Annotated in this window: 24 protein-coding genes; 8 read left to right on the top strand and 16 right to left on the bottom strand. The window is 57.9% G+C overall.

The window, feature by feature from the left end; all coding sequences use genetic code 11:
* Window positions 1-80: 80 nt before the first annotated feature.
* The 5 genes from V6L79_RS19790 to aceK all read right to left on the bottom strand — a co-directional run bounded on the left by V6L79_RS19790 (window position 81) and on the right by aceK (window position 7,979).
* On the bottom strand, window positions 81-308 hold the full coding sequence (locus V6L79_RS19790) for an anti-sigma factor (protein ID WP_261739039.1): 228 nt from the start codon (window positions 306-308) through the stop codon (window positions 81-83).
* Window positions 302-913 (bottom strand): RNA polymerase sigma factor, encoded by a 612-nt coding sequence (locus V6L79_RS19795; RefSeq protein WP_338579377.1) that lies wholly within the window; start codon window positions 911-913, stop codon window positions 302-304. Before V6L79_RS19795 ends, V6L79_RS19790 begins: the two co-directional genes overlap by 7 nt.
* A 31-nt stretch (window positions 914-944) precedes the next feature.
* Window positions 945-2,066, bottom strand: coding sequence for a beta-ketoacyl-ACP synthase III (locus V6L79_RS19800; protein ID WP_321833990.1), 1,122 nt, complete (start codon window positions 2,064-2,066; stop codon window positions 945-947).
* A 204-nt stretch (window positions 2,067-2,270) separates the two neighbouring features.
* On the bottom strand, window positions 2,271-6,182 hold the full coding sequence (hrpA, locus tag V6L79_RS19805) for an ATP-dependent RNA helicase HrpA (RefSeq protein ID WP_338579378.1): 3,912 nt from the start codon (window positions 6,180-6,182) through the stop codon (window positions 2,271-2,273).
* 87 nt (window positions 6,183-6,269) lie between these two features.
* Window positions 6,270-7,979 carry a bifunctional isocitrate dehydrogenase kinase/phosphatase gene (aceK, locus tag V6L79_RS19810; protein WP_338579379.1) on the bottom strand — a complete coding sequence of 570 codons (1,710 nt, stop codon included), beginning with the start codon at window positions 7,977-7,979 and terminating at the stop codon, window positions 6,270-6,272.
* Window positions 7,980-8,141: 162 nt separating this feature from the next.
* Between aceK and V6L79_RS19815 the strand changes: the two genes are divergently transcribed.
* Window positions 8,142-9,011 carry a DMT family transporter gene (locus V6L79_RS19815; RefSeq protein ID WP_405046648.1) on the top strand — a complete coding sequence of 290 codons (870 nt, stop codon included), beginning with the start codon at window positions 8,142-8,144 and terminating at the stop codon, window positions 9,009-9,011.
* A 44-nt stretch (window positions 9,012-9,055) separates the two neighbouring features.
* Here the strand turns inward: V6L79_RS19815 and V6L79_RS19820 are convergent, their stop codons facing one another.
* Window positions 9,056-9,919: a DMT family transporter gene (locus V6L79_RS19820; protein ID WP_338579380.1), complete on the bottom strand. Its 864-nt coding sequence runs from the start codon at window positions 9,917-9,919 to the stop codon at window positions 9,056-9,058.
* 425 nt (window positions 9,920-10,344) lie between these two features.
* Between V6L79_RS19820 and V6L79_RS19825 the strand changes: the two genes are divergently transcribed.
* Window positions 10,345-10,827 (top strand): hypothetical protein, encoded by a 483-nt coding sequence (locus V6L79_RS19825; RefSeq protein WP_338579381.1) that lies wholly within the window; start codon window positions 10,345-10,347, stop codon window positions 10,825-10,827.
* Between the two features lie 263 nt (window positions 10,828-11,090).
* Here V6L79_RS19825 and V6L79_RS19830 read toward each other — a convergent pair whose 3' ends face one another.
* On the bottom strand, window positions 11,091-12,029 hold the full coding sequence (locus tag V6L79_RS19830) for an aspartyl/asparaginyl beta-hydroxylase domain-containing protein (protein ID WP_261739048.1): 939 nt from the start codon (window positions 12,027-12,029) through the stop codon (window positions 11,091-11,093).
* A 277-nt stretch (window positions 12,030-12,306) separates the two neighbouring features.
* Window positions 12,307-13,281: a cysteine synthase A gene (cysK, locus tag V6L79_RS19835; RefSeq protein ID WP_321833997.1), complete on the bottom strand. Its 975-nt coding sequence runs from the start codon at window positions 13,279-13,281 to the stop codon at window positions 12,307-12,309.
* Window positions 13,282-13,487: 206 nt separating this feature from the next.
* Here cysK and V6L79_RS19840 point away from each other — a divergent pair, with 206 nt between their 5' ends.
* Window positions 13,488-14,333: a MoxR family ATPase gene (locus V6L79_RS19840; protein ID WP_261739050.1), complete on the top strand. Its 846-nt coding sequence runs from the start codon at window positions 13,488-13,490 to the stop codon at window positions 14,331-14,333.
* 21 nt (window positions 14,334-14,354) lie between these two features.
* The gene (locus tag V6L79_RS19845; protein ID WP_261739051.1) at window positions 14,355-15,533 is read left to right on the top strand and encodes a VWA domain-containing protein; all 1,179 of its coding nucleotides are present in this window, start codon (window positions 14,355-14,357) and stop codon (window positions 15,531-15,533) included.
* 171 nt (window positions 15,534-15,704) lie between these two features.
* Here the strand turns inward: V6L79_RS19845 and V6L79_RS19850 are convergent, their stop codons facing one another.
* The 6 genes from V6L79_RS19850 to V6L79_RS19875 all read right to left on the bottom strand — a co-directional run bounded on the left by V6L79_RS19850 (window position 15,705) and on the right by V6L79_RS19875 (window position 20,162).
* Window positions 15,705-16,622 carry a biotin-dependent carboxyltransferase family protein gene (locus tag V6L79_RS19850; RefSeq protein WP_338579382.1) on the bottom strand — a complete coding sequence of 306 codons (918 nt, stop codon included), beginning with the start codon at window positions 16,620-16,622 and terminating at the stop codon, window positions 15,705-15,707.
* On the bottom strand, window positions 16,619-17,323 hold the full coding sequence (locus tag V6L79_RS19855) for an allophanate hydrolase subunit 1 (RefSeq protein WP_321834002.1): 705 nt from the start codon (window positions 17,321-17,323) through the stop codon (window positions 16,619-16,621). The genes V6L79_RS19850 and V6L79_RS19855 overlap by 4 nt, the downstream gene beginning before the upstream one ends.
* Entirely contained in the window at window positions 17,320-18,072 is a 753-nt protein-coding gene (locus V6L79_RS19860) for a 5-oxoprolinase subunit PxpA (protein ID WP_261739054.1), read from the bottom strand. The genes V6L79_RS19855 and V6L79_RS19860 overlap by 4 nt, the downstream gene beginning before the upstream one ends.
* A gap of 236 nt (window positions 18,073-18,308) precedes the next feature.
* Window positions 18,309-18,842 (bottom strand): DUF2937 family protein, encoded by a 534-nt coding sequence (locus V6L79_RS19865; protein WP_261739055.1) that lies wholly within the window; start codon window positions 18,840-18,842, stop codon window positions 18,309-18,311.
* Between the two features lie 12 nt (window positions 18,843-18,854).
* A complete protein-coding gene (locus V6L79_RS19870) occupies window positions 18,855-19,631 on the bottom strand; it encodes a class II glutamine amidotransferase (RefSeq protein ID WP_261739056.1) in 777 nt (258 codons plus the stop codon).
* Between the two features lie 36 nt (window positions 19,632-19,667).
* The gene (locus V6L79_RS19875; protein ID WP_261739057.1) at window positions 19,668-20,162 is read right to left on the bottom strand and encodes an MFS transporter; all 495 of its coding nucleotides are present in this window, start codon (window positions 20,160-20,162) and stop codon (window positions 19,668-19,670) included.
* Between the two features lie 100 nt (window positions 20,163-20,262).
* On the opposite strand from V6L79_RS19875, the gene V6L79_RS19880 reads away from it, so the two are divergent.
* Window positions 20,263-22,308 carry a S9 family peptidase gene (locus V6L79_RS19880; protein WP_338579383.1) on the top strand — a complete coding sequence of 682 codons (2,046 nt, stop codon included), beginning with the start codon at window positions 20,263-20,265 and terminating at the stop codon, window positions 22,306-22,308.
* Window positions 22,309-22,516: 208 nt separating this feature from the next.
* Here the strand turns inward: V6L79_RS19880 and V6L79_RS19885 are convergent, their stop codons facing one another.
* On the bottom strand, window positions 22,517-22,810 hold the full coding sequence (locus V6L79_RS19885) for a hypothetical protein (protein WP_261739059.1): 294 nt from the start codon (window positions 22,808-22,810) through the stop codon (window positions 22,517-22,519).
* An 82-nt stretch (window positions 22,811-22,892) separates the two neighbouring features.
* Between V6L79_RS19885 and V6L79_RS19890 the strand changes: the two genes are divergently transcribed.
* The 3 genes from V6L79_RS19890 (at window position 22,893) to V6L79_RS19900 (ending at window position 24,555) form a co-directional block, all read left to right on the top strand.
* Window positions 22,893-23,579 carry a spermidine synthase gene (locus V6L79_RS19890; RefSeq protein ID WP_048382941.1) on the top strand — a complete coding sequence of 229 codons (687 nt, stop codon included), beginning with the start codon at window positions 22,893-22,895 and terminating at the stop codon, window positions 23,577-23,579.
* A gap of 52 nt (window positions 23,580-23,631) precedes the next feature.
* Complete coding sequence (locus tag V6L79_RS19895; RefSeq protein ID WP_003441620.1) at window positions 23,632-24,006, top strand: YajD family HNH nuclease; 375 nt, start codon at window positions 23,632-23,634, stop codon at window positions 24,004-24,006.
* A gap of 78 nt (window positions 24,007-24,084) precedes the next feature.
* Window positions 24,085-24,555, top strand: coding sequence for an RNA methyltransferase (locus tag V6L79_RS19900; RefSeq protein ID WP_261739060.1), 471 nt, complete (start codon window positions 24,085-24,087; stop codon window positions 24,553-24,555).
* 1 nt (window position 24,556) lies between these two features.
* Here V6L79_RS19900 and V6L79_RS19905 read toward each other — a convergent pair whose 3' ends face one another.
* Complete coding sequence (locus V6L79_RS19905; protein WP_261739061.1) at window positions 24,557-25,606, bottom strand: AI-2E family transporter; 1,050 nt, start codon at window positions 25,604-25,606, stop codon at window positions 24,557-24,559.
* Window positions 25,607-25,661 lie beyond the last annotated feature (55 nt).

Below are 25,661 nucleotides of genomic sequence, written 5' to 3' on the forward strand. Positions count from 1 at the left end.
TTTTGTGTCTGAAAAGCAGAGCGAGGCTGGCGTCGGCCCCCATCACATCCACCGACGGCAACCTTGCTTGCGCTCCTTCTTTAGCGAGATTGCTCGCGCATCATCCGCTCAACCGTTTGCTCAAGGTCTGTAGGCAGCGGTTCGGGAAGTTTTCTCAACGCGGCACTCATCAAGCGCATTTGCTTGATAAAACGTCGGCAGTTAGGGCAAAACAGCAAATGATGGCGCACCAACAACCGCTCACGAAAACTCAGCTGGCCATCCAGATAGTCACTTGAGCGCGCTACTTGCTGTTTGCAGCTCAACATTCGCCGGTTTCCTCGAAATGCTCCACAGTCGCGAAGACTTTAAGCCGGGCGCGATGCACCAGCACTCGAACATTGGAGAGCGACAGCTCAAGAAGATTACAGATTTCTTCCAACTCCAGGCCCTGACGCTCGCGCAACACCAGCACACTGCTCTGCAACTGCGGCAGGCTGAGCAGTGTTTGTTCAAGGCATTCGCGCAATTCATCTTCAGTGAGCAAGGCTTCGGGGGTGTCCTGATGCCAGGCAAACGGTGCCAGTAGCCAGTGGCCATCGTTGGAAAAACGCTCAGGGTCAATCGTGCCGTGGGGTGAGGGTAAATCGTCGAGCAAGACTTCCCGGCGATTTTGCTTATAGCGGTTTTTCGCCGAGTTGGCGGTTATGGTCAGCAGCCAGGTTTTCAGGCTCGAACGGCCCTCAAACCCGGACAAATTGCGTACCACTGACAGCCAGGCATCCTGGACTGCTTCATCAGCGTGGCGATTGCCAACAATGGCATAGGCCACAGCTCTCATCGCACTTTGATAAGTGCTGACCAGCTCGCGAAAGGCCTGCTGTTCGCCGCTTAGCAGACGTTTGAGTAGCTCAGCGTCGTCAGCAGTTGCCATCAAGGCCTCCGCAATCGGAATTAGGCAGTGTTTAGCGCTTACGCAAAATCACGCTGCCAATCGAATAACCGGCGCCAAACGAGCTGAGTACTGCCAGCGCCCCGCTTGGCAGATCGTCCTGGTACGTGTGAAAGGCAATCACCGAACCGGCCGAACTGGTGTTGGCGTAGGTATCGAGAATCACCGGCGCCTCTTCAATCGAAGCCTCGCGCCCCAACAGCTTGCGTACGATCAGGTGGTTCATGCTCAGGTTGGCCTGGTGCAGCCAGAAGCGTTTCACTTGAGTCACATCCAGCTGGTTTTCCTGCAGGTGCTGAGCAATCAGCTCGGCCACCATCGGGCACACATCACGGAACACCTTACGGCCTTCCTGGACGAACAGTTTGTCCGGGCTGTCAGTCGGTTCGTCAGAAGCACGATTGAGGAAGCCGAAGTTGTTGCGGATATTGTTCGAGAAGGTGGTCAACAATTTGGTGCTGACGATATCGAATTGATGCTCGGAGGTTGCCAGATCTGCGCGCTCGACAACCACCGCGGTTGCAGCATCGCCAAAGATAAAGTGGCTGTCGCGGTCACGGAAGTTCAAGTGGCCGGTGCACACTTCAGGGCTGATCAGCAACACTGCGCGGGCCTGGCCCAGCTGGACACTGTTGCTCGCGGTCTGAATACCGAAAGTCGCCGAAGAACAGGCCACGTTCATGTCAAAACCAAAACCCTGAATGCCCAGCGCGTGTTGCACTTCAACGGCAATGGCCGGGTACGGGCGTTGCAGGTTGGAGCACGCCACGATCACGCCGTCGATATCGGCAGCAGTCTTGCCTGCGCGTTCCAGCGCTTGTTTGGCGGCGCCTACCGCCATTTCGCAGAGCACCGACATTTCATCGTTGCTACGCACCGGCAAGTGCGGGCGCATGCGTTGCGGGTCAAGAATGCCATCCTTGTCCATCACAAATCGGCTTTTGATGCCGGATGCTTTTTCGATAAATGCAGCGCTCGACTCGGCCAGAGGCTGAACTTCGCCTGCCTCGATGGCTGTCGCGTTGTGCGCATTGAACTGTTGCACATAGGTATTGAAAGACTGCACCAGCTCTTCGTTGGAGATGCTGTTGGCCGGGGTGTACAGGCCGGTGCCGCTGATGACGACGTTATGCACGGTCGTTCCTCTATTGTTTTCAGGTGTCGATAACAGCGAAGTTTGCCATAAATGCCAGCATTTGGCGTTATTTACAGACGCGAAGAGCTCCACTGCAGATACTTCAACTATGGGAGCGAGGCTGCTCGCAAAGATAATTCGCGAGCAGCCTCTTTCCCACAGGGGGCCTTGACCGGTAACAGAGTATCCCGTTAGCAGTCGCATCTACGCGTCCACGGCACTCCACTGTTTGCTCAGGCGCTTGTCCGAAATCGGCACCTTCGTACCCAGTTGCTGGCCGAACAGCGACACGCGGTACTCCTCCAGCCACCAGCGGTACAACTCAAGCTGCGGGTCGCGCTTGCCTTCCTGCGCGTGCTTGGTGGCACGCGCTTGATATTGCGCCCAAAGCCCGCTCAGCTCACCACTCCAGACCCGGTCCTTCTGCACCTGACCCGGCAGTTTCTCAAGGCGCACTTCTATCGCCTTGAGGTAGCGCGGCAGCTCTTTGAGCCAGAGCGCAGGGGTTTCGCGAACAAAACCCGGATACACCAAATGACTCAACTGCTGCTTGATGTCATTCAAGGCAACCGCCTGGGCCAGGTCGATCTTGCCCTTGAAGCGCTTTTGCAGCCCATGCCACAGTTTGAGGATATCCAGCGTCAGTTTCGCCAGTTTTTCCGCATGTTCGGTCCACGCCCCGCGCTTGCGTTCGGCAAGCGACGCCAGCCCGGCGCCATCACGGGGCAGCAGCGCTTCGCCCTCAAGGATGCAGCTATCAAGACTGGCCAGCAGAATATCTTCGACCAGACTCTCAACCCGTCCCAGCTCGCGGTACAACAGGCCCAGCTCGGTCAGCCCCGGCAATTTGCCGCGCAGGAACTTGGCCGGTTCCGCCAGTTGTTGCATCAACAGGCGCTGCAAAGCGCGGCGATGCTGATACTCCGCCTCAGCCGGGGTCGAGAAACGCCCTTCCTTGACCGTGTTGCCCTCTTCCACCAGCGCCGGGTAAACCGTCATCGACAGCCCGGCGATCTTCTGCTGGGTTTTTTCCGCAACTGCAGCAAACACTTTAGCTTCCACCGGCTGCTGGTTTTTGGCCGTTTGCGGCACCGCCAGCGCGGCCTGACTCGCTTGGGCAAAGCGCGCCGTCAACTCAGCCAGGTCGCGACCTTCACCAAGGAATTTGCCATCGGCATCGACAATCTCAAGGTTCATCTTCAGGTGATTTTCAACTTGCTGCGCGGCCTCTGCCCACGCCTCATCACTCACCCGCGCCCCCGTCATGCGCAGCAATTCGCGGCCCAAGGTTTGCGGTAACGAGCCTTGAGCAAACTCCATGCGCTGCAATGCCGCTTTGACGAAGTCCGGCACCGGCACAAAGTTTTTGCGCAACGCTTTGGGCAGACTGCGCACCAGCGCAATGCACTTGGCTTCAATCATGCCGGGCACCAGCCATTCCAGACGCTCTGGCGGCAATACCGAAAGCAGCGGCGCAGGCACTTTGACCGTTACCCCATCACGGGGATGATTGGGTTCAAAGTGATAGCTCAGCTCCAGGGTCAAATCCCCCAGGTGCAGCGTGTCGGGGTAATGTTTGGCAGTAATTTCGGTGGCTTCACGGGCCAGCACGTCTTCTTCACGCATGATCAACAACTGCGGATCTTTCTGACTGTTGACTCGATACCAACTGTCAAACGTCGCGGTCTGATGAATCTCGGCAGGCAGGCGGGCATCGTAAAACCCGTACAGGGTTTCTTCGTCCGCCAAAATATCGCGGCGACGCGCCTTGGCCTCCAGCTCGTCGAGTTGCTCGAGCAACTGCGCGTTGGCGGTCAGGCACTTGGCCCGCGACTGAATCTCGCCACGCACCAGCCCTTCCCGGATAAAAAGCTCGCGTGACAGCACCGGATCAATTGGCCCGTAATGCACCGCTCGCCGCCCAACCACGATCAGGCCGAACAAAGTGATTTGCTCATAGGCCACCACTTGCCCGCGCTTCTTCTCCCAGTGCGGCTCGAAGTAATTCTTTTTGATCAAGTGCCCGGCCAGCGGCTCAATCCAGTCCGGCTCGATCTTGGCCACCATCCGCGCATACAACTTGGTGGTTTCTACCAGTTCGGCAGTCATCAGCCATTGCGGGCGTTTTTTGCCCAGACCTGAGGACGGATGAATCCAGAACCGGCGCTGACGCGCGCCGAGGTAATCGCCGTCTTCGGTTTTTTGCCCAATCTGGCTCAGCAAACCGGACAGCACCGCCTTGTGCAATTTCGGGTAGTCGGCCGGCTCCTGATTGACCGTGAGCTGCATATCGCGGCAGATCAGGCTCAGTTGACGGTGAGAGTCACGCCACTCGCGCAAGCGCAGGTAGTTGAGGAAATTCTTGCGACACCAGTTACGTAGCGGGCTGGCAGTCAGCGCCTGGCGTTGTTCCTCAAAACCGCGCCACACATTGATCAAACCGGCAAAGTCCGAGTCCACATCTTTCCATTGCGCGTGGGCCTGATCGGCCGCTTGTTGGCGCTCGGGCGGCCGTTCACGCGGGTCTTGCACCGACATCGCACTGGCGACAATCAACACTTCCTGCAAGCTGCCGAGCTTGGCGGCTTCGAGCAGCATGCGCCCCATGCGCGGGTCCACCGGCAAGCGCGCCAACTGGCGGCCCAGCGGGGTCAGCTGATTTTCGCGGTTAACCGCCGACAGCTCTTGCAGCAGGTTGAAACCGTCGGTGATTGCCTTGCCATCCGGTGGCTCGATAAACGGAAACGCCGTGATCTCGCCCAGACGCAAGTGCAGCATCTGCAGGATTACTGCCGCGAGGTTGGTACGCAGAATTTCCGGATCGGTAAATTCCGGGCGACCGTTAAAGTCTTCCTCCGCGTACAAGCGCACACAGATACCCGGCTCGACCCGGCCGCAACGACCTTTACGCTGGTTGGCGCTGGCCTGGGAAATGGCCTCGATCGGCAGGCGCTGGACCTTGGCCCGATAGCTGTAACGGCTGATGCGGGCGGTACCGCTGTCGATCACGTAGCGAATGCCCGGAACCGTCAGCGAGGTTTCCGCCACGTTGGTCGCCAGCACTACACGGCGGCCGGGGTGCGACTGGAAAATCCGCTGCTGCTCGGCAGGCGATAACCGCGCATATAAAGGCAGGATTTCGGTGTGTTTGAGCTGAGCCTTGCGCAACATGTCAGCGGCATCGCGAATTTCACGCTCGCCGGGCAAAAACACCAGCACGTCACCCGGACTTTTGCGCTCACTGCGCTCAAACGCGGCAATCTCGTCCAGAGTAGCGATGATGGCCTGATCGACGCTCAAGTCTTCTTCGACGTTATTGCCCTCTTCGTCCTGCTCTGAGGTCAACGGGCGGTACCAGGTTTCGACCGGGAAGGTGCGGCCCGAGACTTCGACGATAGGCGCGTCATTGAAGTGCTTGGAGAAGCGCTCCAGATCGATGGTCGCCGAAGTGATGATGACTTTCAGGTCCGGACGGCGCGGCAGCAAAATCTTCAGATAACCCAGCAGGAAGTCGATGTTCAGACTGCGCTCGTGGGCTTCGTCGACAATGATCGTGTCATAACGCTCGAGGTAGCGGTCGTGCTGGGTTTCGGCCAGCAGGATACCGTCTGTCATCAGCTTGACCAGGGTGTTGGAATCGCTCTGATCCTCAAACCGTACCTGATAACCGACCAGCGCCCCCAGCGGTGTGCCCAGCTCTTCGGCCACCCGGCTGGCAACACTGCGCGCAGCAATTCGTCGCGGCTGGGTATGGCCAATCAAACCGTGCTGACCACGACCGATTTCCAGGCAGATTTTCGGCAGTTGGGTGGTTTTGCCCGAGCCGGTCTCACCGGCCAGAATCAGCACCTGGTGCTTGAGCAACGCGGCCTTGATCTCATCGCGCTTGGCGGCAATCGGCAGGTTTTCGTCATAGCGAATCAGCGGCACACTGGCCGCCCGCGCTGCCACTTGCGCGCACGACGCCTGCACCCGCTCCGCCCAGACGGCCAGCTTGGCGTCGTCAGGCTTTTTGCGCAGCTCATGCAACTGCCGACGCAGCTTATGGCGGTCGGCAATCATGGCTTGATCAAGGTTTTTCAACAGTTGGTCGATAGCAGGCGATTCGTCAGTCATCAGGTGCGCAAAAGTCTTCATAAATGCAGGGGGCGGATTGTCGCAGATTTGCGAGCAAAACAGAGCCTCTTGTGTGGGAGCGAGCGATCAGCCTCGGCGCCGGTAAGGAAACACATCAATCACCTTGCCCTCCAGAATCGCAGCTTGCAGGCTTTTCCAGTAATCGGCGTTGTACAGGTCACCATGCAGCTCATTGAACAGGCGGCGCTGGCCAGCGTCGGCGAACAGGAACGGCGGAAACTCTTCAGGAAACACATCCAGCGGCCCGATGGAGTACCAGGGCTCACTGGCCATTTCGTCTTCGGGGGTGCGCGGCTGCGGGATATGTCGGAAGTTGGCCTCGGTCAGATAGCAGATTTCGTCGTAGTCGTAGAACACCACGCGGCCATGCCGGGTGACGCCAAAGTTTTTCAATAGCATGTCGCCGGGGAAAATATTTGCCGCCGCCAGTTGTTTGATCGCCAGGCCGTAATCCTCCAGCGCCTCGCGGATCTGCGCGGCGCTGGCACTTTCCAGATACAGGTTAAGTGGGGTCATACGTCGCTCGGTCCAGCAGTGGCGAATCAATACCTGATCGCCTTCGATGACCACGGTTGAAGGCGCAACTTCCAGCAATTCGGCCAGGCACTCCGGGTCGAACTTACTCATCGGGAAGCGAAAATCGGCGAACTCCTGGGTGTCCGCCATACGCCCTACCCGGTCCACGCTTTTTACCAGGCGATATTTCTCAATAACTGTGGCGCGATTGACGTTTTTCGACGGTGAGAAACGATCCTTGATCAGTTTGAATACCGTGTTGAAGCCCGGCAGGGTAAACACGGTCATGACCATCCCACGCACCCCTGGCGCCATGATGAAACGGTCGTCGGTGGTGGCCAGATGATTGATCAACGCCCGGTAAAACTCTGACTTGCCGTGTTTGTAAAAGCCGATTGAGGTGTACAGCTCCGCGACATGTTTACCCGGCAGGATACGCTTGAGAAAGCCGATAAACTCCGCAGGTACAGGCACATCCACCATGAAATACGAGCGGGTGAACGAGAAGATGATCGACACCTCGGCTTCGTCGGTGATCAACGCATCAATCTGAACCCCCCGGCCTTCGCGGTGCAGCAGCGGGATCACCAGCGGCCATTGCTCGTCCTGGGTATAAAGGCGTCCCACCAGATACGCCCCCTTGTTGCGGTATAGCACCGACGAAAACAGCTCAATGCTCAACTGCGGGTCTTTGCACACCCAGTCGGGCAAGCTTTCGCGCAATTGGGCAGCGAGCCTGAACAGATCACCCGGCAAATCGGCGTAAGGCTCATCGAAGGCAAAGTCGCTAAAAATCTGCGCCAACGCGTTATGCAACTGCCCGGCAGGGCGATAGGTACGGGTTTGTGCAGCACGGGCCTGACGCAATACGGGCCGGGTAGTGTGAATAAACATGCAGCCATCGCTGATCAGGTCGTGGCTGAACAGGCTGCAGAAGGTCGAGTTGTACCAGGTCTCGGCCAGCTCATCGTCAAAGCGCAGGTCTATCAATCGGATATAAGCACTTTTGACCCGCGGCCATTGCTCGGCATCCAGCAAATCCTGATCTCCAAAAGCGCCCTGCATGCGCTGCCTGATTTCACTGACCTTCTGCTCGTACAGATTGATCCGTGCCGCCGACGCGGCCTGCGCAGCTTGCCACAACGCCCCTTCAAAACGGGCGCGGGCGCCGTCGGTGATCTGACGAAAGTGCTCACGATAATCATCGAAACCATCGAGGATCATTTGCGCGATGGCGGCCGCAGGCCAGGTTTGGGGCATGGAGGAACCTCTGCACGACTATCGGTGAGGGTTTTATTGTACGGCTGAGCTTAGTGGCCAATTGTTAGCAGGCGCAACCATTGCCTTGCGCGCAGCATCCCCTACACTGCGCGGCTCAAACCTTGTAAGGAAAAACCCGTGAGACTTGTCGATTTGGTGCGCATGCTGTCGCTGGCAGGCATTTGGGGCGCCAGCTTTCTGTTTATGCGGATCATCGCACCGGTACTTGGAACCATTCCTACAGCATTCTTTCGGGTCTCCATCGCGGCTACTGGCCTGGTAGTGATCCTGGCGCTGATGCGCGTGCGCTGGAATTTTGGCGGCAAACTCAAGGTGATTCTGATTCTGGGGGTTATCAACTCCGGGGTTCCAGCCACACTGTACTCGGTCGCAGCACAGGTACTGCCAGCTGGTTATTCGTCAATTTTTAACGCGACCACCCCGTTGATGGGGGTATTGATTGGCGGGCTGTTTTTCAGCGAAAAACTGACCCTGACCAAAATGGCCGGAGTGTTTCTCGGGCTGCTCGGAGTCGGAGTTCTGACCCGGGCCGGACCAGTGGCTTTTAATCTGGACTTGCTGATGGGTGCCCTCGCCTGCCTGCTGGCTACCACCTTTTATGGCTTTGCCGGCTTTTTGGCCCGCCGCTGGCTGGATCAGCAAGGCGGTCTTGACCCACGCCTTTCGGCACTGGGCAGCATGCTTGGCGCCACACTGTTCCTGTTGCCGCTGTTTGGCCTGAGCGTGATCAATCAACCACCCGTCAGTTGGGGCGGGATGAGTGTCTGGTTGTCGTTGCTGGGCTTGGGGCTGGTGTGTACAGCGTTTGCCTACATTCTGTACTTCCGCTTACTGACGAGCATTGGCCCGGTAAAATCCATGACCGTGACCTTTATGATCCCGCCGTTCGGCGTGTTGTGGGGCGCGCTGTTTCTGGGCGAACCGCTATCAATGGCCCATCTGTATGGCGGGCTGCTGATTGCGCTGGCGTTGTGGCTGGTGCTTAAGCCCGGGGCGGCAGCCAAGGTCTGAACCTGTAGCCGCTGCCTGCGGCAGCGGCTACAAAAGCATGTGCTTCAGGTGGTTTTACGGAACACAAACATCAGCCCGATGATAATCATCGCCATCCCGAGCAAACTCAACGCTGCGAGTTTGTTGCCAAATATCAGGTAGTCCATGATCGCGGTTACCGCAGGCACCAGGTAAAACAGGCTGGTGACGTTGACCAGATTGCCTCTGGCAATCATCCGGTACAGCAACAAGGTTGCCAATACCGAAACCACCAGCCCCATCCACAACACCGGCACGACAAAGCCCGCGCTGCGTTCAAAGTGAAAGGGCTGAAACGGCACAAATACCGCACACACCAGCAAACCGGCGAGGTATTGCAGGGGCAACGTGCCTAGCGGGTTCCGGGTGATGCGCTTTTGCATCAAGGTGCCTGCCGTCATGCTGGCCAGTGCCAACAGAGCATACAACATCCCGGCCCACGACAACCCCGCCAGGCCGATGCCCTGATACACCACCAGAACCAGCCCGGCGAGACCCAGCAGCAACCCCAGGGAGCGGCTAAAGGAATGCCTGCGCTCCATGATCACAGCAGTGAGGATCGGTTGCACACCCATGACCGTAGCCATAACCCCGGGTGTCACTTTCAGATCCAGCGCCAGCAGATAAAAAATCTGATACGCCCCCAGTAACACCACGCCCGTAGCCAATGCATAACTGATCGCCCTTCTGCCACGGGGCAACTGAAACTTCATCAGCGGAATAATCAGCACCAGCGCCAACAGGGCAATGGCAAAACGAATCAACAAAAAGGCAAACGGCGACGCATGCGCCAGCCCCCACTTGGAGAAAATCGCACCGCTGCTCCACAGCAGTACGAACAGGCACGTAGACGCAGCCGCCAGCGCGGACTCTTTAGAAATCGAAAACATGGGTAACACCTGTCATCAGGCAAAAAAGCCAACTCAGCCGAGGCTGAAATTCAGTGTTTTTTTAGACGGGTACGGGCAGCCGAGCGATCTGCTCAGCCCGCAACAACACCCGGTGGCGATACGACGACGTACACCACAGTGCGGCTGACAGGAGGGGGATAGTGACTGATCTGCACAGGCTGTTGATTTCCGCACGGATCGACGCCAGCAGTGACTGCTGAAACGGCGACGCTATGTGAGAGGGAAACCGGCATGGGCTGATCTTTTTGAAGAGAAGTATCGAGCGCCGACTATAACCAGCGCTCGACATTAATTGCAATGACTCATCTGATTAAAAACAGGCGAGAGTCGAGTAAAACAGCGGGCTACCTTTTCACTTGATCAGCCTTATGCCAAGACCCAGAAACCGGCTCAAGCACCAGCTTTTGAAATCACAAGCCAGGGCGGCGGCTTGCTCGATACTGGCTGACACGCCGACAACACTGCCCGGCAGAGCCGTACAATTGAAGCCCATCGATTCACGAGCGCTTGAGGCACTAAATGGCTGGGGAGACGGTGTTCACTTCTCATGGGAGGAAATACCCATCTGGAAAGCCAAGGAGCCCTGGTCATTCGACCTATCCATCTGGTCCGGCTCAGAGCTGTGCGGTCTGTGCTTCGCCAATCCCAACCAGAGCCGTTTGCGCACCAAAATTGTCAGGCTTGAAGATAAACCTGACAACTGGCATCCACTGAAGAACCGCATCGCCGCAATTGCGATGATTGCTGTCGAACAATACTCGCGAAAGGTCGGTAGCCAGTGGCTGGAAATTCAAGAACCGGCCCAGGGAGCCATAAAGGTCTACCAGGAACTGGGGTTTCAATTCGATCCATTTGGACGACTTGTTGTCCGCCTGGAGAACGACTAACATCGACATCACTGTACAATAAACAATCAAAATGGTGGCAATATGTCTGTCACGATCACACCTCCCGCCTCCAACCAAGCCAAGCCTCGTAATCAGAGCGAGCCAGGCAAAGCGGCCGTGTCTGCCACTCAGCAGCGTTTTTTGAGCGTTGCACTCAACGGTAGTAAAGTTGAGGAACCTGCAGGTGTTCTAGCGGGTAGCTGACTGGAAAAATTCCAAAAAAAACCGCTCCCTATAGAGCGGTTTTTTTGTGCTTCTTGAAATCAGCCAAACAACCAGCGCCACAGCAGTACCAGCACGATAACCGCCAATATCGGCCGGGCGATGCGGTACAGCTTGGGATTACGGCGTTTCCACTGTTTGACCACACCGCTGAAGCGGTCGCTGAAGGTTTTACTCCAGGCGTATGCCTTGTTGATCCCGCCTACGCGTTCGTCATCGAGGTTCTGCGGAGCAGTGGCTTTACCCAGCTGCGCGCTGACCCAACGGTTGATCCGGGTCATCAGGGGGCTGGTGAGTGGCCGCTCGATGTCGCAAAACAGGATGACGCGGGTGATGTCGGTTTCGTTTTTGACCCAGTGCACGTAGGTCTCGTCGAACATCACGTCTTCACCGTCGCGCCACGCATATTCTTCGCCATCGACGAAGATACGGCAGGCATCGGAGTTGGGAGTCGACAGGCCCAGGTGATAGCGCAGCGATCCGGCGAACGGGTCACGATGCGGGTTGAGGTGGCTGCCGCCCGGCAACAAGGCAAACATTGCGCCTTTGACATTGGGGATGCTGTTGACCAGCTCAACGGTTTTTGGGCACAGCAACTCGGCCGATGGCAGCGCCTTGTCGTACCACTTGAGGTAAAAACGCTTCCAGCCTTTCTTGAAAAACGAGCCAAAACCGGCGTCGTTGTTCTTTTCTGCGGCGCGAATATAGCCCTCGTCGAACAAATGCATGGCTTCTTCGCGGATCGCTTGCCAGTTGTCCTTGAGCACATCCAGCTCGGGGAACTTGCTGCGGTCCAGGTACGGTTTGGACGGCACACCGGAGAACAGGTACATCAAGGCGTTGTACGGCGCAAAGAACGCGGAGTGGTTGACGAACTGGCGCAACACCGGCAACCGTGCCTTGCCGCGAAAATGCACGTACAGGATGCTGCCGACAAACAGCAGTATGAGCCCTGCCTTGATGGCGAAGGATAAGGTCATGCAACAACTCCTCGAAAATACCGTGCGGCACCAATCGCCCGACGTGGCAGCCGGCCATGATAAACACTACAGGCATAGGACAAAACCCACAAAAACCAATATTCAGGGCAATGACCGACACCAAAGGCAATGATTATGCATTTTGAGGTGGAAAACAGTTTGATTTGGGTCAGGCAACGGCTGTAGCCGCTGCCGCAGGCTGCGATAAGGGCCAAAAGACCTTCATTGTAGATCCAAAACCCGAGGCGCTACGCCCATCGCAGCCTGCAACATAGTGTTACTGGTGCAGTTCCTGCTCACTGAACATGTCGCTAAACAGGAAACTCGACAGGTAACGCTCACCCGAATCCGGGAGGATCACGACAATGGTTTTGCCTTGCATTTCCGGGGTTTCTGCCAAACGGGCGGCAGCGGCCATCGCTGCGCCGCTGGAGATTCCGCACAAGATGCCTTCTTCATGCATCAGTCGCAGGGCCATGGCTTTGGATTCGTCGTCGCTGACCAGTTCAACCTTGTCGAGAATCGACAAGTCGAGGTTTTTCGGTACAAAACCGGCACCAATGCCCTGGATCTTGTGTGGAGCAGGCTTGATTTCTTCACCAGCCAACGCCTGAGTGATCACCGGCGAGGTGATGGGCTCTACCGCAACCGACAGGATCGGCTTGCCCTGAGTGTGTTTGATATAGCGCGAAATCCCGGTAATCGTACCGCCAGTACCTACGCCAGACACCAGCACGTCAACCCCACCATCGGTGTCGTTCCAGATTTCCGGGCCGGTGGTTTTTTCGTGAATCGCCGGGTTGGCCGGGTTTTCAAACTGTTGCGGCATAAAGTAATTGACCGGGTCACTGGCCAGAATTTCAGCAGCCTTGTCGATCGCACCTTTCATACCCTTGGCCGGCTCGGTCAAGATCAGTTCGGCACCCAGAGCCTTAAGCACCTTGCGGCGTTCGATGCTCATCGATGAAGGCATGGTCAGCACTAATTTGTAACCGCGCGCTGCCGCGACAAACGCTAGGCCGATCCCCGTATTCCCCGACGTAGGTTCGATGATGGTCATGCCCGGCTTGAGTACACCGCGGCTCTCGGCATCCCAGATCATATTGGCGCCAATCCGGCATTTCACCGAATAGCCAGGGTTACGACCTTCGATCTTGGCCAGGATCGTCACGCCGCGCGGCGCGATGCTGTTGATCTGCACTAAAGGCGTGTTACCGATGGATTGGGCGTTATCTGCAAAAATGCGGCTCATGGCGGGGTCCTTATGCACCTTTTGGGAAGATCTCAAGGGTAGGCCTCACGCTTACATGCGTCCAGTCATGGCGTGACGCCTCATTCAGAGACTGAATGGCGCGTCTGCGTTCTCGTTATGCGGGCAGCGCGTTATAGTCGGACATACTTTTTAGTTGTCCCGCCCTGCCCCTTGCAGGCCCCGGGTTATGGTTTGAGGAATTGCAGATGAAGTTTGAAGGCACTCGCGCCTATGTGGCCACCGACGACCTGAAGCTGGCGGTCAACGCGGCGATCACTCTGGAACGCCCACTACTGGTCAAGGGCGAACCCGGTACAGGCAAGACCATGCTTGCCGAGCAGTTGGCCGAATCCTTTGGCTGCAAGCTGATCACCTGGCACATCAAGTCCACCACCAAGGCTCATCAGGGCCTGTACGAGTACGACGCGGTCAGCCGCCTGCGTGACTCGCAGTTGGGTGTCGACAAGGTGCACGATGTTCGCAACTACCTGAAAAAAGGCAAGCTTTGGGAAGCCTTCGAGGCCGAAGAGCGCGTCATCCTGCTGATTGACGAAATCGACAAGGCTGACATCGAGTTCCCTAACGATTTGCTGCAAGAACTCGACAAGATGGAGTTCTACGTTTACGAGACGGATGAAACGATCAAGGCCAAGGTCCGCCCAATCATCATCATTACCTCCAACAACGAAAAAGAGCTGCCGGACGCTTTCCTGCGCCGCTGCTTCTTCCACTACATCAACTTCCCGGATCGCACCACACTGCAGAAAATCGTCGACGTGCACTTCCCCGACATCAAGAAAGAGCTGGTCAGCGAAGCGCTTGACGTGTTTTTCGACGTGCGCAAGGTGCCAGGGCTAAAGAAAAAACCTTCGACCTCCGAGCTGGTCGACTGGCTCAAGCTGCTGATGGCCGACAACATTGGCGAAGCCGTGTTGCGCGAACGCGATCCGACCAAGGCCATTCCGCCACTGGCGGGCGCGCTGGTGAAAAACGAGCAGGACGTGCAATTGCTTGAGCGCCTGGCGTTTATGAGCCGTCGCCCCAATCGCTGATTTTTCAAGAAGGCGATAAGCATGCTGCTTAACCTGTTCAATGAAATGCGTGCGGCCAAGGTGCCAGTATCCGTGCGCGAGCTGCTGGACCTGATCAACGCCCTGAAACACCGCGTGACCTTTGCCGACATGGACGAGTTTTATTACCTGGCGCGCACGATCCTGGTGAAGGATGAACGTCATTTCGACAAGTTCGACCGGGCGTTTGGCGCCTATTTCAATGGCTTGCAAAACCTCAACGAACACCTTGAGGCCTTGATCCCCGAAGACTGGCTGCGCAAGGAGTTCGAGCGTTCGCTGAGCGACGAAGATCGTGCGCAACTCCAGTCCTTGGGCGGCCTGGACAAGCTGATCGAAGCGTTCAAGCAACGCCTTGAGGAGCAAAAGGAACGCCATGCCGGTGGCAACAAATGGATTGGCACGGGCGGTACCAGCCCGTTCGGCTCGGGTGGTTATCACCCCGAAGGGATTCGCGTGGGCGATGCCGGGGCGCGTCAGGGCAAGGCGGCCAAGGTCTGGGAGCAGCGCGAATACAAGAACCTCGACGATCAGGTCGAGCTGGGCACGCGCAATATCAAGGTTGCGCTACGGCGCCTGCGCAAATTCGCCCGCCAGGGCGCGGCGGATGAACTGGATATCGACGGCACCATCGACCACACCGCCCGTGATGCCGGCCTGCTGAATATTCAGATGCGCCCCGAGCGTCGCAACAACATCAAACTGCTGTTGCTGTTCGACATCGGCGGCTCGATGGACTCCCACGTCAAGACGTGCGAAGAGCTGTTTTCGGCCTGCAAAACCGAGTTCAAACATCTGGAGTACTACTACTTTCACAACTTCATTTATGAATCGGTGTGGAAGAACAACCAACGCCGCCAGGTTGAGCGCATCTCGACCCAGGACCTGCTGAACAAGTACGGTGCCGACTACAAAGTGATTTTTATCGGCGACGCGGCGATGGGTCCGTATGAGATTACCCACGCGGGGGGCAGTGTCGAGCACTGGAACGAAGAGCCAGGCTACAAGTGGATGCAACGCTTTATGGAGAAGTACAAAAAACTTATCTGGATCAATCCATACCCCAAGGACACGTGGAACTACACGGCTTCCACCGGGATCGTGCGTGACCTGATCGAAGATCGCATGTACCCGCTGACCCTTGACGGGCTGGAAGAAGGGATGCGGTTTTTGGCGAAGTGATTTTTCATGAACCTTGTAGATACTCTGGAGCCGCTGCCGCAGGCTGCGATGGGCAGCGCAGCGGCTACAGAGATACTTCAAGCGTGGGAGCGAGCCTGTTCGCGAAGATCATTCGCGAGCAGGCTCGCTCCCACTGGGGCTTGACCTGGAACAGAGTATCTACAAAGTGATTCAGCCGAATCGCTGCATGAATCCCACCATCTGACGTTGCGCAGCTTCCTGGGTGGTGGGCCGCATGGACACGCCCTCCCCCGGCAAGCACTGGGCCAGACGCGCCAGAGCCAATGGCGTCAAGGCACCAAGCCGCGGATAGCCGCCAATGGTCTGACGGTCATTGAGCAGCACGATTGGCTGGCCATCGGGCGGCACTTGAATCGCCCCCAGCGGTATCCCTTCTGAAATCATCGGTGCGCCCTGATAGACCAGCGCTGGCCCCAACAAGCGAATCCCCATGCGGTCGGCCCGGGCGTCCAGAGTCCAGGAGCTGTTGAAAGCATCGAAGGTACTTTGCCCGCTGAAAGCTCCAATTTGCGCACCCAGCACCACATCCAGCGCAGGATTGGCACTGAACACCGGTTGCAGCCCACGGGGTAGTTCGCGCAGCGGCTGTGCATGCCCGGCAAAACTCAGTTCATCGCCTGCGACCAGCCCGCGACCGAAGCCATCCGGCCCACCGAGTTGCTCACGGGCTACCGTGGCGCAACTGCCCAAGACTTGAGGCGCATTGAAACCTGCGGGAGCCGCCAGATAAGCCCGGGCGCCGATCAGCGGCTGGGTAAATGTGAGAGTCTGGCCTTTTTTCAAGTCGAAACTGCGCCAGGGCTTCAGCGCCTGCCCGTCAACTGTGGCAGCAAGGTCGGCGCCCGCCAATGCCAGGCTGCAATCAGCCTGGGCAACAAGGCTCAAGCCACCGAGAGTGATTTCGATAACCGCCGCATCCGGCGAATTACCCAGCAGCCAATTGGCCCACGCCATCGACAGCCAATCCGCGGCACCGCCCTGGGTCACGCCCAAATGCCGCACGCCAAAACGTCCTGCGTCCTGCAACAGGCACAACGGCGTGCTGGCTCGAATCAATAATTGGCTCATGCCAGGGCCTCCTGAGGGGTATCGTCACCGCCTAAACGGATGAATTCAGCGTGGGAAACAGGCGCGAATTGCACCGTATCGCCGGGCTGCATCAGGCTGTAGCCATCACGTTCACGGTCAAACAACGCGCTCGGGGTACGCCCGACCAGGTTCCAGCCGCCGGGGGACTGCGCCGGGTAGGCGGCGGTCTGACGCTCGGCAATCCCGACGCTGCCGCTGGCGACGCGCTTGCGCGGGGTGTTCAGGCGTGGGGCGGCCAGCGCCTCTTCGACCAGGCCCATAAAGGCAAAGCCTGGAGCAAAGCCCAGTGCAAACACCTGGTACTGATGCTCGCTGTGACGGCGAATGACCTCACTCACAGAGCAACCTGCGCGCTGGGCCAGCAAGGTGAGTTCCGGGCCCACGCTCAAGTCGTACCACACCGGCAGAACATGGCACTGGCCACGGTTTTGGGTTTCCGGGCGCAGGTCGGTCATGGCCTCGGCGATCAACTCCCGAGCCTGAGCTGGACTTAGCGCCAGCCCGTCGTAATGCACCATCAGGGTGGTGTAGGACGGCACCAGATCGATTAACTGCCCGGCGAAGCAGGCCCGCAATCGTTCGCAGGCGGCCAGCATCCACGGCATGTTGGCTTCGGCGATTTCATCGAACAAACGTAGCATCAGGCAGTCGATGGCCACCACTTCGATACGCGGCGTCATGCCTGAGCCTGCTGGCTCAAAGCCTCGCGAATGCGCTGCACGGCGGCAACCGAGCTGGCGTTATCGCCATGCACACACAGGGTATTGGCATGCAGTAGCAAGGCGCTTCCATCACTGGCAACCAGAGCCTTGCCCGCAGCGATGGTCAGGGCCTGTTGCACGATGACATCCGCTTCGTGGTGCACGGCCCCCGGCAACTGACGCGAGACCAAATGCCCGGCGCTGTCGTAAGCGCGGTCAGCGAAAGCTTCAAACCACAGGGTGATACCGAACTCATCGCCAATCGCCTGGGCGGCGCTGTTGTCGCGGGTAGCCATCAGCATCAGCGGCAAGCTTGAATCATAAGCGGCCATGGCCTGAATCACTGCCCGCAGCTGTGCGGGGTTGGCCATCATGTCGTTGTACATTGCGCCGTGAGGTTTGACGTAGCTGACCCGGGCACCCTGCGCCCGGCAAATGCCATCCAGCGCGCCGATCTGATAGTGCAACAAGTCCTGCACTTCTTGTGCTGAATAGGCCATGGAACGGCGACCAAAGCCCGCCAGGTCCTGATACGCAGGATGGGCTCCGATTTGCACGTCGTGCGCCAAGGCCAGGGCCACGGTTTTGCGCATGATGCTCGGGTCGCCGGCGTGAAAGCCGCAGGCGATGTTGGCGCAATCGATAAACGGCATGACTTCGGCATCCAGGCCCATGGTCCAGCTGCCAAAACTCTCACCAATGTCGCAGTTCAATAACAGGCGGCTCACGATGATGCTCCTGTGGTCTTTTTATAGTTTAGGTGTGGAGCATTTTTCGACAGCCGCACGCCGTTCGTCCAACTAATAAAAGCCGGACTCGGGCATAAAAATAATTTGATTGCTTCTAACCACACGCACAAATTTTTGTGGGAGCCAGCCAGCTCGCGAAGGTCGTTAACAGTAGCGCGCGTTTACAAGCTTACCGTGCGCTCTTGAGATCTTCGCGAGCAGGCTCGCTCCCACGATCAGTAGCTGCGCTCGCGTCGGGCCAGACGTTCGCGTTGGCGTTTGCCACCGAGTACCACCCAGTCCACCAGCCTGAAGAACCCCTCGATCATAAAGGAGAACAACAAGGCCCCTGCCATAGCCCAGCCTATGGCGCTTGGCGACAGCAAGACCTGATAGGTGTAGGCGTTGAGGGTTTCCTGGCGGATGGCCGGGTCGGCCGCATACGCTACTTGCAGGGCGCGCATGTACCACGGGCCTTGCATGGCCTGGAACTGCTCGTCGAGCAGGCGCTGACGGTTGAGCAAGGTGCCGAGGCTGGTGGCATCGCTGCGGAAGACCGGGTCGTCGCTGGCCTGGTAATGTGCCACCAGCGCTTGCAGGTCACCTTTGAAAAACTGGTTGGCAGTGTTCTGGAAGCCCGTCAACCCGGTCTGGGCCTCGATCAGATGAGCTTCAACGCGATTGGCGTAATCATTGATAAACCCAGGCACTTGCACACCGAGGAGCAGCCCAAGGGTAAACAACACCAACCGCAGGTAGCTCAAGAACATACACGCCTATCCTTATTCGGTTGTGCCCTGGCTGACGCATTCACCGCGTCGCCACAGGCTCCATTGGCCCGGCTCGTAGCGGGTCCAGGTTTCGTTTTCGGTCAAAGGCTCGGTGGCGATCACGGTGACCACATCGTTAGGCGTGGTTTCGGCCTGAAAATCGACGATCACGTCGACATCTTTCAAGCGTGCCGGGCCAAACGGGGCGCGACGGGTAATTTGCGCCAGCTTGGTCGAGCAATAGCAAAACAACCAGTCACCGTCGCTGAGCAGGCAGTTGAACACGCCTTTGCTGCGAAACTCGGCGCAGGCCGCTACCAGCACCGGCAGAATGCTCTCAACGTCGACCGGCTCGGGGAAGGCTTCGCGCACCCGGTTAAGGAGATCACAGAACGCCGCTTCGCTGTCGGTATCGCCTATGGGACGGTAAAAGCTCGTGCTCGGGGAAAAGTCGGCCAACTGACCGTTATGCGCGAAACACCAGTTACGCCCCCACAGCTCACGGACAAACGGGTGAGTATTGGACAGGCACACCTTGCCCACGTTGGCCTGGCGGATATGGCCAATCACCACTTCACTTTTGATCGGGTAACGCTGTACCAACAAAGCGACTTCGGAGTCGCAACTGGCGGCCGGGTCCTGGAACAGGCGCAGGCCACGGCCTTCGTAGAAGGCAATGCCCCAGCCATCACGATGCGGGCCAGTACGCCCGCCGCGCTGCATAAGCCCGGTAAAGCTGAACACAATATCGGTCGGGACGTTGGCGCTCATGCCCAATAATTCACACACGCTCGCACTCTCGCATTCAGGCTCGACGAAATAGGATTACAGCCGCGGCTCGACCCGGGACGGGGCCGATGCACGCGATGCGCCTTGTGGCGCATAACGATCATTGCCGGCCGAGCCAAATGGCTGGTCGTCTTCAGGATCGTGTTGATGGGCTTGTGCTGCCGCGTCGGCTTGCGCCTTGCGCGCCTTGCTGGCGCGCTCGATTGGCCAGCGGATCAACACAAACACAGCGTATAGACACAGCGCAATAATGGCGTACATCAGCAGGTCAGAGACGGCACGCCAAGCGTTGTTGCCGACTTTAAACGCCAGATCCAGCGCGGTAATAGCCACCGCTGGCGCGAATTGCTCTTTGACCGGGTCAATAATGGTCGGACTGAACAGCAGCACGGCCATTAACACGCGCAATGGTTCGCGCAGCCAGCGCCACATGAAGCGGGTCAGGCGGCACCATACGAGCAGGCAGCCAAAAGCTGCAAAGGCGTAAAGGCCCCAGGCGATCAGATAGTCGTTCTCGGTCATGGTATCCATGGTCGGCAGGCAATGAGACGCTATGATAACGGCTTTTAGGCAGTGCGGCTGCAACGCCGTCAGCGCCACTTCTTTTCATGCAGGTTTCAGAGAACACTTAATGACCGAATCAGCCCACGCCAATAGCGCTCCTATCGCACATAAGGTTGAGGGCTCAGACCCCTACTCGTGGTTGCAAAATCGCGATAGCGATGAAGTTTTAGACTACTTGAAAGCCGAAAACAGCTATCAGGAGGCACAACTGGCCGATCAGGCCACCTTGCGTGAGACGCTGTTTCAAGAGATCAAGGGCCGAATTCGCGAAACCGACCTGTCACTGCCCTCCCCTTGGGGGCCGTATCTGTACTACACCCGCACCAATGCCGGCGATGAGTACGCTCGCCATTACCGCTGCCCGCGCCCGGCCGATGACAGTCAGCAGGTCGACGAAAACGCCGAACACTTGCTGCTGGACCCCAACGCCCTGGCCGATGGCGGGTTTATTTCCCTGGGCGCATTCAGCATCAGCCCTGATCAGCAGCGGCTTGCCTACAGCCTGGACACCAGCGGTGAAGAGGTTTATCGCCTGTTTGTCAAAGAACTGAGCAGTGGCGCTGTTACCGAACTGCCATTTGAAGACTGCGATGGCAGCATGACGTGGGCCAATGACAGCCAGACGCTGTTTTTCGCCGAGCTTGACGACACCCATCGCCCGCACAAGTTGTTGCGTCATACCTTGGGCGAGACGCACGCCCACGAGGTGTTTCATGAGCCGGACGGACGTTTCTTCCTGCATTGCTATCGTTCGAGTTCCGAGCACCAGCTGATTTTGCTGCTCAACAGCAAAACCACCAGCGAAAGCTGGGTGCTGGACGCCGATCAGCCGCAGCAAGCCTTTAGCTGCTTGGCACCACGGGTTGAAGGGCACGATTACAGCGTCGATCACGGCCTGTACGAAGGCCAATGGGCCTGGTTTATCCGCACCAATCAGGACGGCATTAATTTTGCCCTCTATTACGCCCTCGGCGAGGTGCCGACGCGCAATGACTGGCAGCAACTGATCGCCCACAGCGACAGCGTGATGCTGGAAGGCATGACTCTGAACTCCCAAGCCTTGTGCTTGAGCCTGCGTGAAGGCGGCCTGCCGATCATTGAAGTGCGCCCCAACGATCTGCCGTCGTATCGCGTGCAATTGCCGGACGCGGCCTACAGCCTATATGTGCAAGACAGCCTGGAATTTGACAGCAAGCATATTCGCCTGCGTTACGAAGCACTAAATCGCCCGGCACAAGTTCGACAACTGACGCTCAGCACCGGCGCGCAAAACGTGCTCAAGGAAACCCCGGTACTGGGGCCATTCAATGCCGATGACTACGTCAGCCAGCGCTTGTGGGCTACCGCACCGGATGGCACTCAGGTGCCGATCAGCCTGGTGGTCAAACGCGACGTCCTGGGCCAGCCTGTGCCGCTCTACCTGTATGGCTACGGCGCCTACGGTGAAAGTCTCGACCCGTGGTTTTCCCATTCGCGCCTGAGCCTGCTCGATCGAGGCGTAGCCTTTGCCATCGCCCATGTGCGTGGTGGCGGTGAACTGGGCGAAGCCTGGTATCGCGCGGGAAAACAGGAACACAAACACAACACGTTCAGCGATTTTATCGCCTGTGCCGAACACCTGATCGAACAGGGCCTGACCCGTAGCGAACAATTGGTCATCAGTGGTGGCAGTGCTGGCGGGCTGCTGATTGGTGCGGTGCTCAATCAACGTCCTGAGCTGTTCAAGGCGGCGATTGCCGAAGTGCCGTTCGTGGATGTGCTCAACACCATGCTCGACCCGGACCTGCCGTTGACCGTCACCGAATACGACGAATGGGGCAACCCGCAAGAGCCAGAGGTGTATGAGCGGATCAAGGCCTACGCACCGTATGAAAACGTCACAGCGCAAGCGTATCCGGCGATGCTGGTAATTGCTGGCTACAACGACAGTCGCGTGCAGTATTGGGAAGCTGCCAAATGGGTGGCCAAACTGCGCGCCAGCAAAACCGACGACAACCTGCTGCTGCTCAAGACCGAGCTGGAAGCAGGCCATGGCGGCATGAGCGGGCGTTATCAGGGCTTGCGCGATGTGGCGCTGGAATATGCGTTTGTGTTCAAGGTGCTGGGTATTTAACGGTCACGTAGCAGCTGACGAGCTCCGCGAGGCTGCGTCCGACGATGCAATCGTCGTAAACCCGGTATCCGCGATGTCTCTGAAACACCAAGGCTGAGTGGTTTTACGACTGCTTCGCAGCCGAACGTAGCCTCGCTCTACTCGTCAACTGCTACAGGGGTTTTGCTCGCCTTCGCGCTGTTCGTCGGCTACACACGCTCGCGTACAGTCAGTCCTGAGAGGTTTTACCTTTCGAGTCTTTCGGTTCAAGCCCCGGTAGCGCTTGATCCTTGGGCGGTTGCGGCAGATCAATCGGTGGCAGCGGGATCAGGCTGCCACTCCCGGCTACCGGTTTTGGCACAGCGCGCGGGGTGATTTGCGGGTACGGGGTTGGCGTGGCAGTGCCTGGCGAACCCGGTGCCGCAGTCACGGGTGCGCTCGGAACAGTGGTTAATTCCGTTGCCTGGGCTGCACTTATCAAGAGCGCGCTCCATACAATGGCCGTTAGAATAGTGCGTTTCATCAATCACTCCGTTGCCAGACCGGCTTGTCTGCCCTCAGGCTACTCGTAACCTGCGGTTTTTGCCCCCTTCAATGAGATTTCCATGAAACGTTTTGTTTTGCTCGACACCACTCCAATCCCCGAAAACGGCGGTGCCTTGTGCCTGTTCGAGTATGGCGAAGACTTCGTGATCAAGATTCAGGGCGGTGACGGCGGCCAGCTGATGAACACCCGCATGCATGGCTCCGAAGACGCACTGGCCGAAATCCCCTGCCGCAAGGTCGCCGGGCGTCCGCAGTCGCGGGTCCTGATTGGCGGTCTGGGCATGGGCTTCACCCTGGCCTCGGCGCTCAAGCATTTGGGCAAGACTGCCGAAGTGGTAGTCGCCGAACTGGTACCCGGCGTCGTTGAATGGAATCGCGGCCCGCTGGGCGAAAAATCGGGTAACCCGCTACAGGACCCACGCACCGTGATCCGCATGGAAGACGTCGCCAAGGTCCTGCAAGCCGAACCCAGTGGTTTTGATGCGATCATGCTCGACGTCGACAACGGCCCTGAAGGCCTGACCCAAAAAGCCAATAGCTGGTTGTACTCAGCGGGCGGTTTGAGCGCCTGCGCCAAGGCCCTGCGCCCAAAAGGCGTGCTGGCGGTCTGGTCTGCCAGCGCTGACAAACAGTTTTCGGACAAACTGCGCAAAGCCGGTTTCAAGGCTGAAGAAGTGCAGGTGTTTGCCCACGGCAACAAGGGCACCCGGCACACGATCTGGATTGCAGAAAAAATCAAAGGCTGATCAACAGCTAAACTTAGCGACATAACCGTCATTAGTCTTACAAGGTGAACCCATGAGTTCGGCGAACCCACCCTCCCACACCGCCAAGCTGGATCGCATCCTGGCCGATGCCCAGCGTGACCGCGAAATGGGCTACCGCGACAAAGCCCTGAAAATGTACCCACACGTGTGCGGCCGCTGCGCCCGTGAGTTTGCTGGCAAGCGCCTGAGCGAGCTGACGGTGCACCACCGCGACCACAACCACGATAACAACCCGCAAGACGGTTCCAACTGGGAACTGCTGTGCTTGTACTGCCACGACAACGAGCACTCTCGTTACACCGATCAGCAGTACTTTTCGGAAAGCTCCACCAGCAGCCCGAAAATTGCCAAGGCCACCCACAACCCGTTCGCGGCGTTGGCCGGGCTGATGAAGAAAGACGAGTAGCACACCGCCACTCCCACCGCAGGCCTATGCTGTGCCAATGCCGTATACTCGCGTCTTTTTTCGCAAAGGCTCGGGCACGTGGCAAACAAACGGTACAGCTGCATTGGTTTGTATAACCCCAAATCACCGGAAAACGTCGGCTCGGTGATGCGTGCGGCTGGTTGCTATAACGTGGCGTCGGTGTTTTACACCGGTAAACGCTATGAGCGCGCTCGCGACTTCGTCACCGACACCAAGAAAATCCATCAGGATATTCCTCTGATCGGTATCGACGATCTGAAAAAAATCATTCCGCTGGGCTGTATCCCGGTCGCGGTTGAGATGGTCGAGGGCGCGCGCTCCTTGCCTGAGTACACCCACCCTGACCGGGCGATTTATATTTTCGGCCCGGAAGACGGCTCGCTCGGCAAGGACGTGCTCGACTGGTGCGAAGACGTGATTTACATCCCTACCACGGGCTGCATGAACCTGGCCGCAACGGTCAATGTGGTGCTTTACGACCGTTTGGCCAAGGGCAAAAACACCCGCTCCGGGCCCAAGTTCGGCTAAGTCAGACCTTGTCTTTATTCTGCTGGCTGGAGCTCCAATCCACCAGCAGGCTATATGCGATGGCAAGCAAGGTTGGGCCGATAAACAGGCCGATGAAACCAAAGGCTATCAAACCGCCAAACACGCCAAGCAGGACGATTACCAGCGGCAGGTTGCCGCCCCTGCTGATCAGATATGGTTTAAGCACGTTATCGACACCGCTGATGATCAGCGTGCCCCAAACACCCAGGAAGATCGCCATCCCGTAATCGCCCTTCCAGGCCAGCCAAGCCGTGGCCGGAATCCAGATCAGCGGCGGCCCCATCGGGATCAGGCTGAGCAGGAACGTTGCCAGCCCCAGCACCAATGCACCGGGCACTCCAGCGATAAGAAAGCCGATCAGCGCCAGCAATGCCTGGGCAGCTGCGGTGCCGATCACACCGTTAACCACTCGCTGCACAGTGCCCGCTACCAGCTCCTGGTAGTAGTCGGCACGATCACCAATCAACCGCTCAAGCAGACCGTGTACAAAGCTCGCCAGCCGCGGGCCATCACGGTAAAAAAAGAACACAAAGACAATACTCAGCGTCAATTCAAGAATGCCACCGCCGATCTGTGCACTGCGAGCCAGTAACCAGTTACCCACCTGCCCCAGGTAGGGCTTGACCGCCAGAAGCATCGCCGCGCCCTGTTCATCGATGGTGTTCCATATCCCCACCAGACGTTCGCCCACCAGCGGGATACCGGCAATCCAGGCCGGAGCATCTGGCAAGCCTTCGAGCTGCACATCCTTGACGAAGGTGGTGGCATCACGCACATGGTCTGCCAGGTTTAGCCCCAGCCACACCAGCGGCACGGCCACCAACAGCATCCAGCCCAGGGTCAGGATGCTCGCGGCCAGCGATTCGCGGCCCTTGAGCAAGCGTGTCAGCAGGCGCATCAGCGGCCAACTGGCAAACGCCAGCACTGCGCCCCAGAACAAGGCTGACCAGAATGGCGCCATCACCCACAGGCTGGCACCGAACAACACCAGCAGCAGAATCTGCACCAGCAGGCGATCGTTATTGAGCATGTATGTTCCGCAGAAAATTCAGAATAAAAGAAGGACGACGACTACGCAGAGTGTA

The sequence above is a fragment of the Pseudomonas sp. ML2-2023-6 genome (assembly GCF_037055265.1).
Classification (GTDB): domain Bacteria; phylum Pseudomonadota; class Gammaproteobacteria; order Pseudomonadales; family Pseudomonadaceae; genus Aquipseudomonas; species Aquipseudomonas kulmbachensis.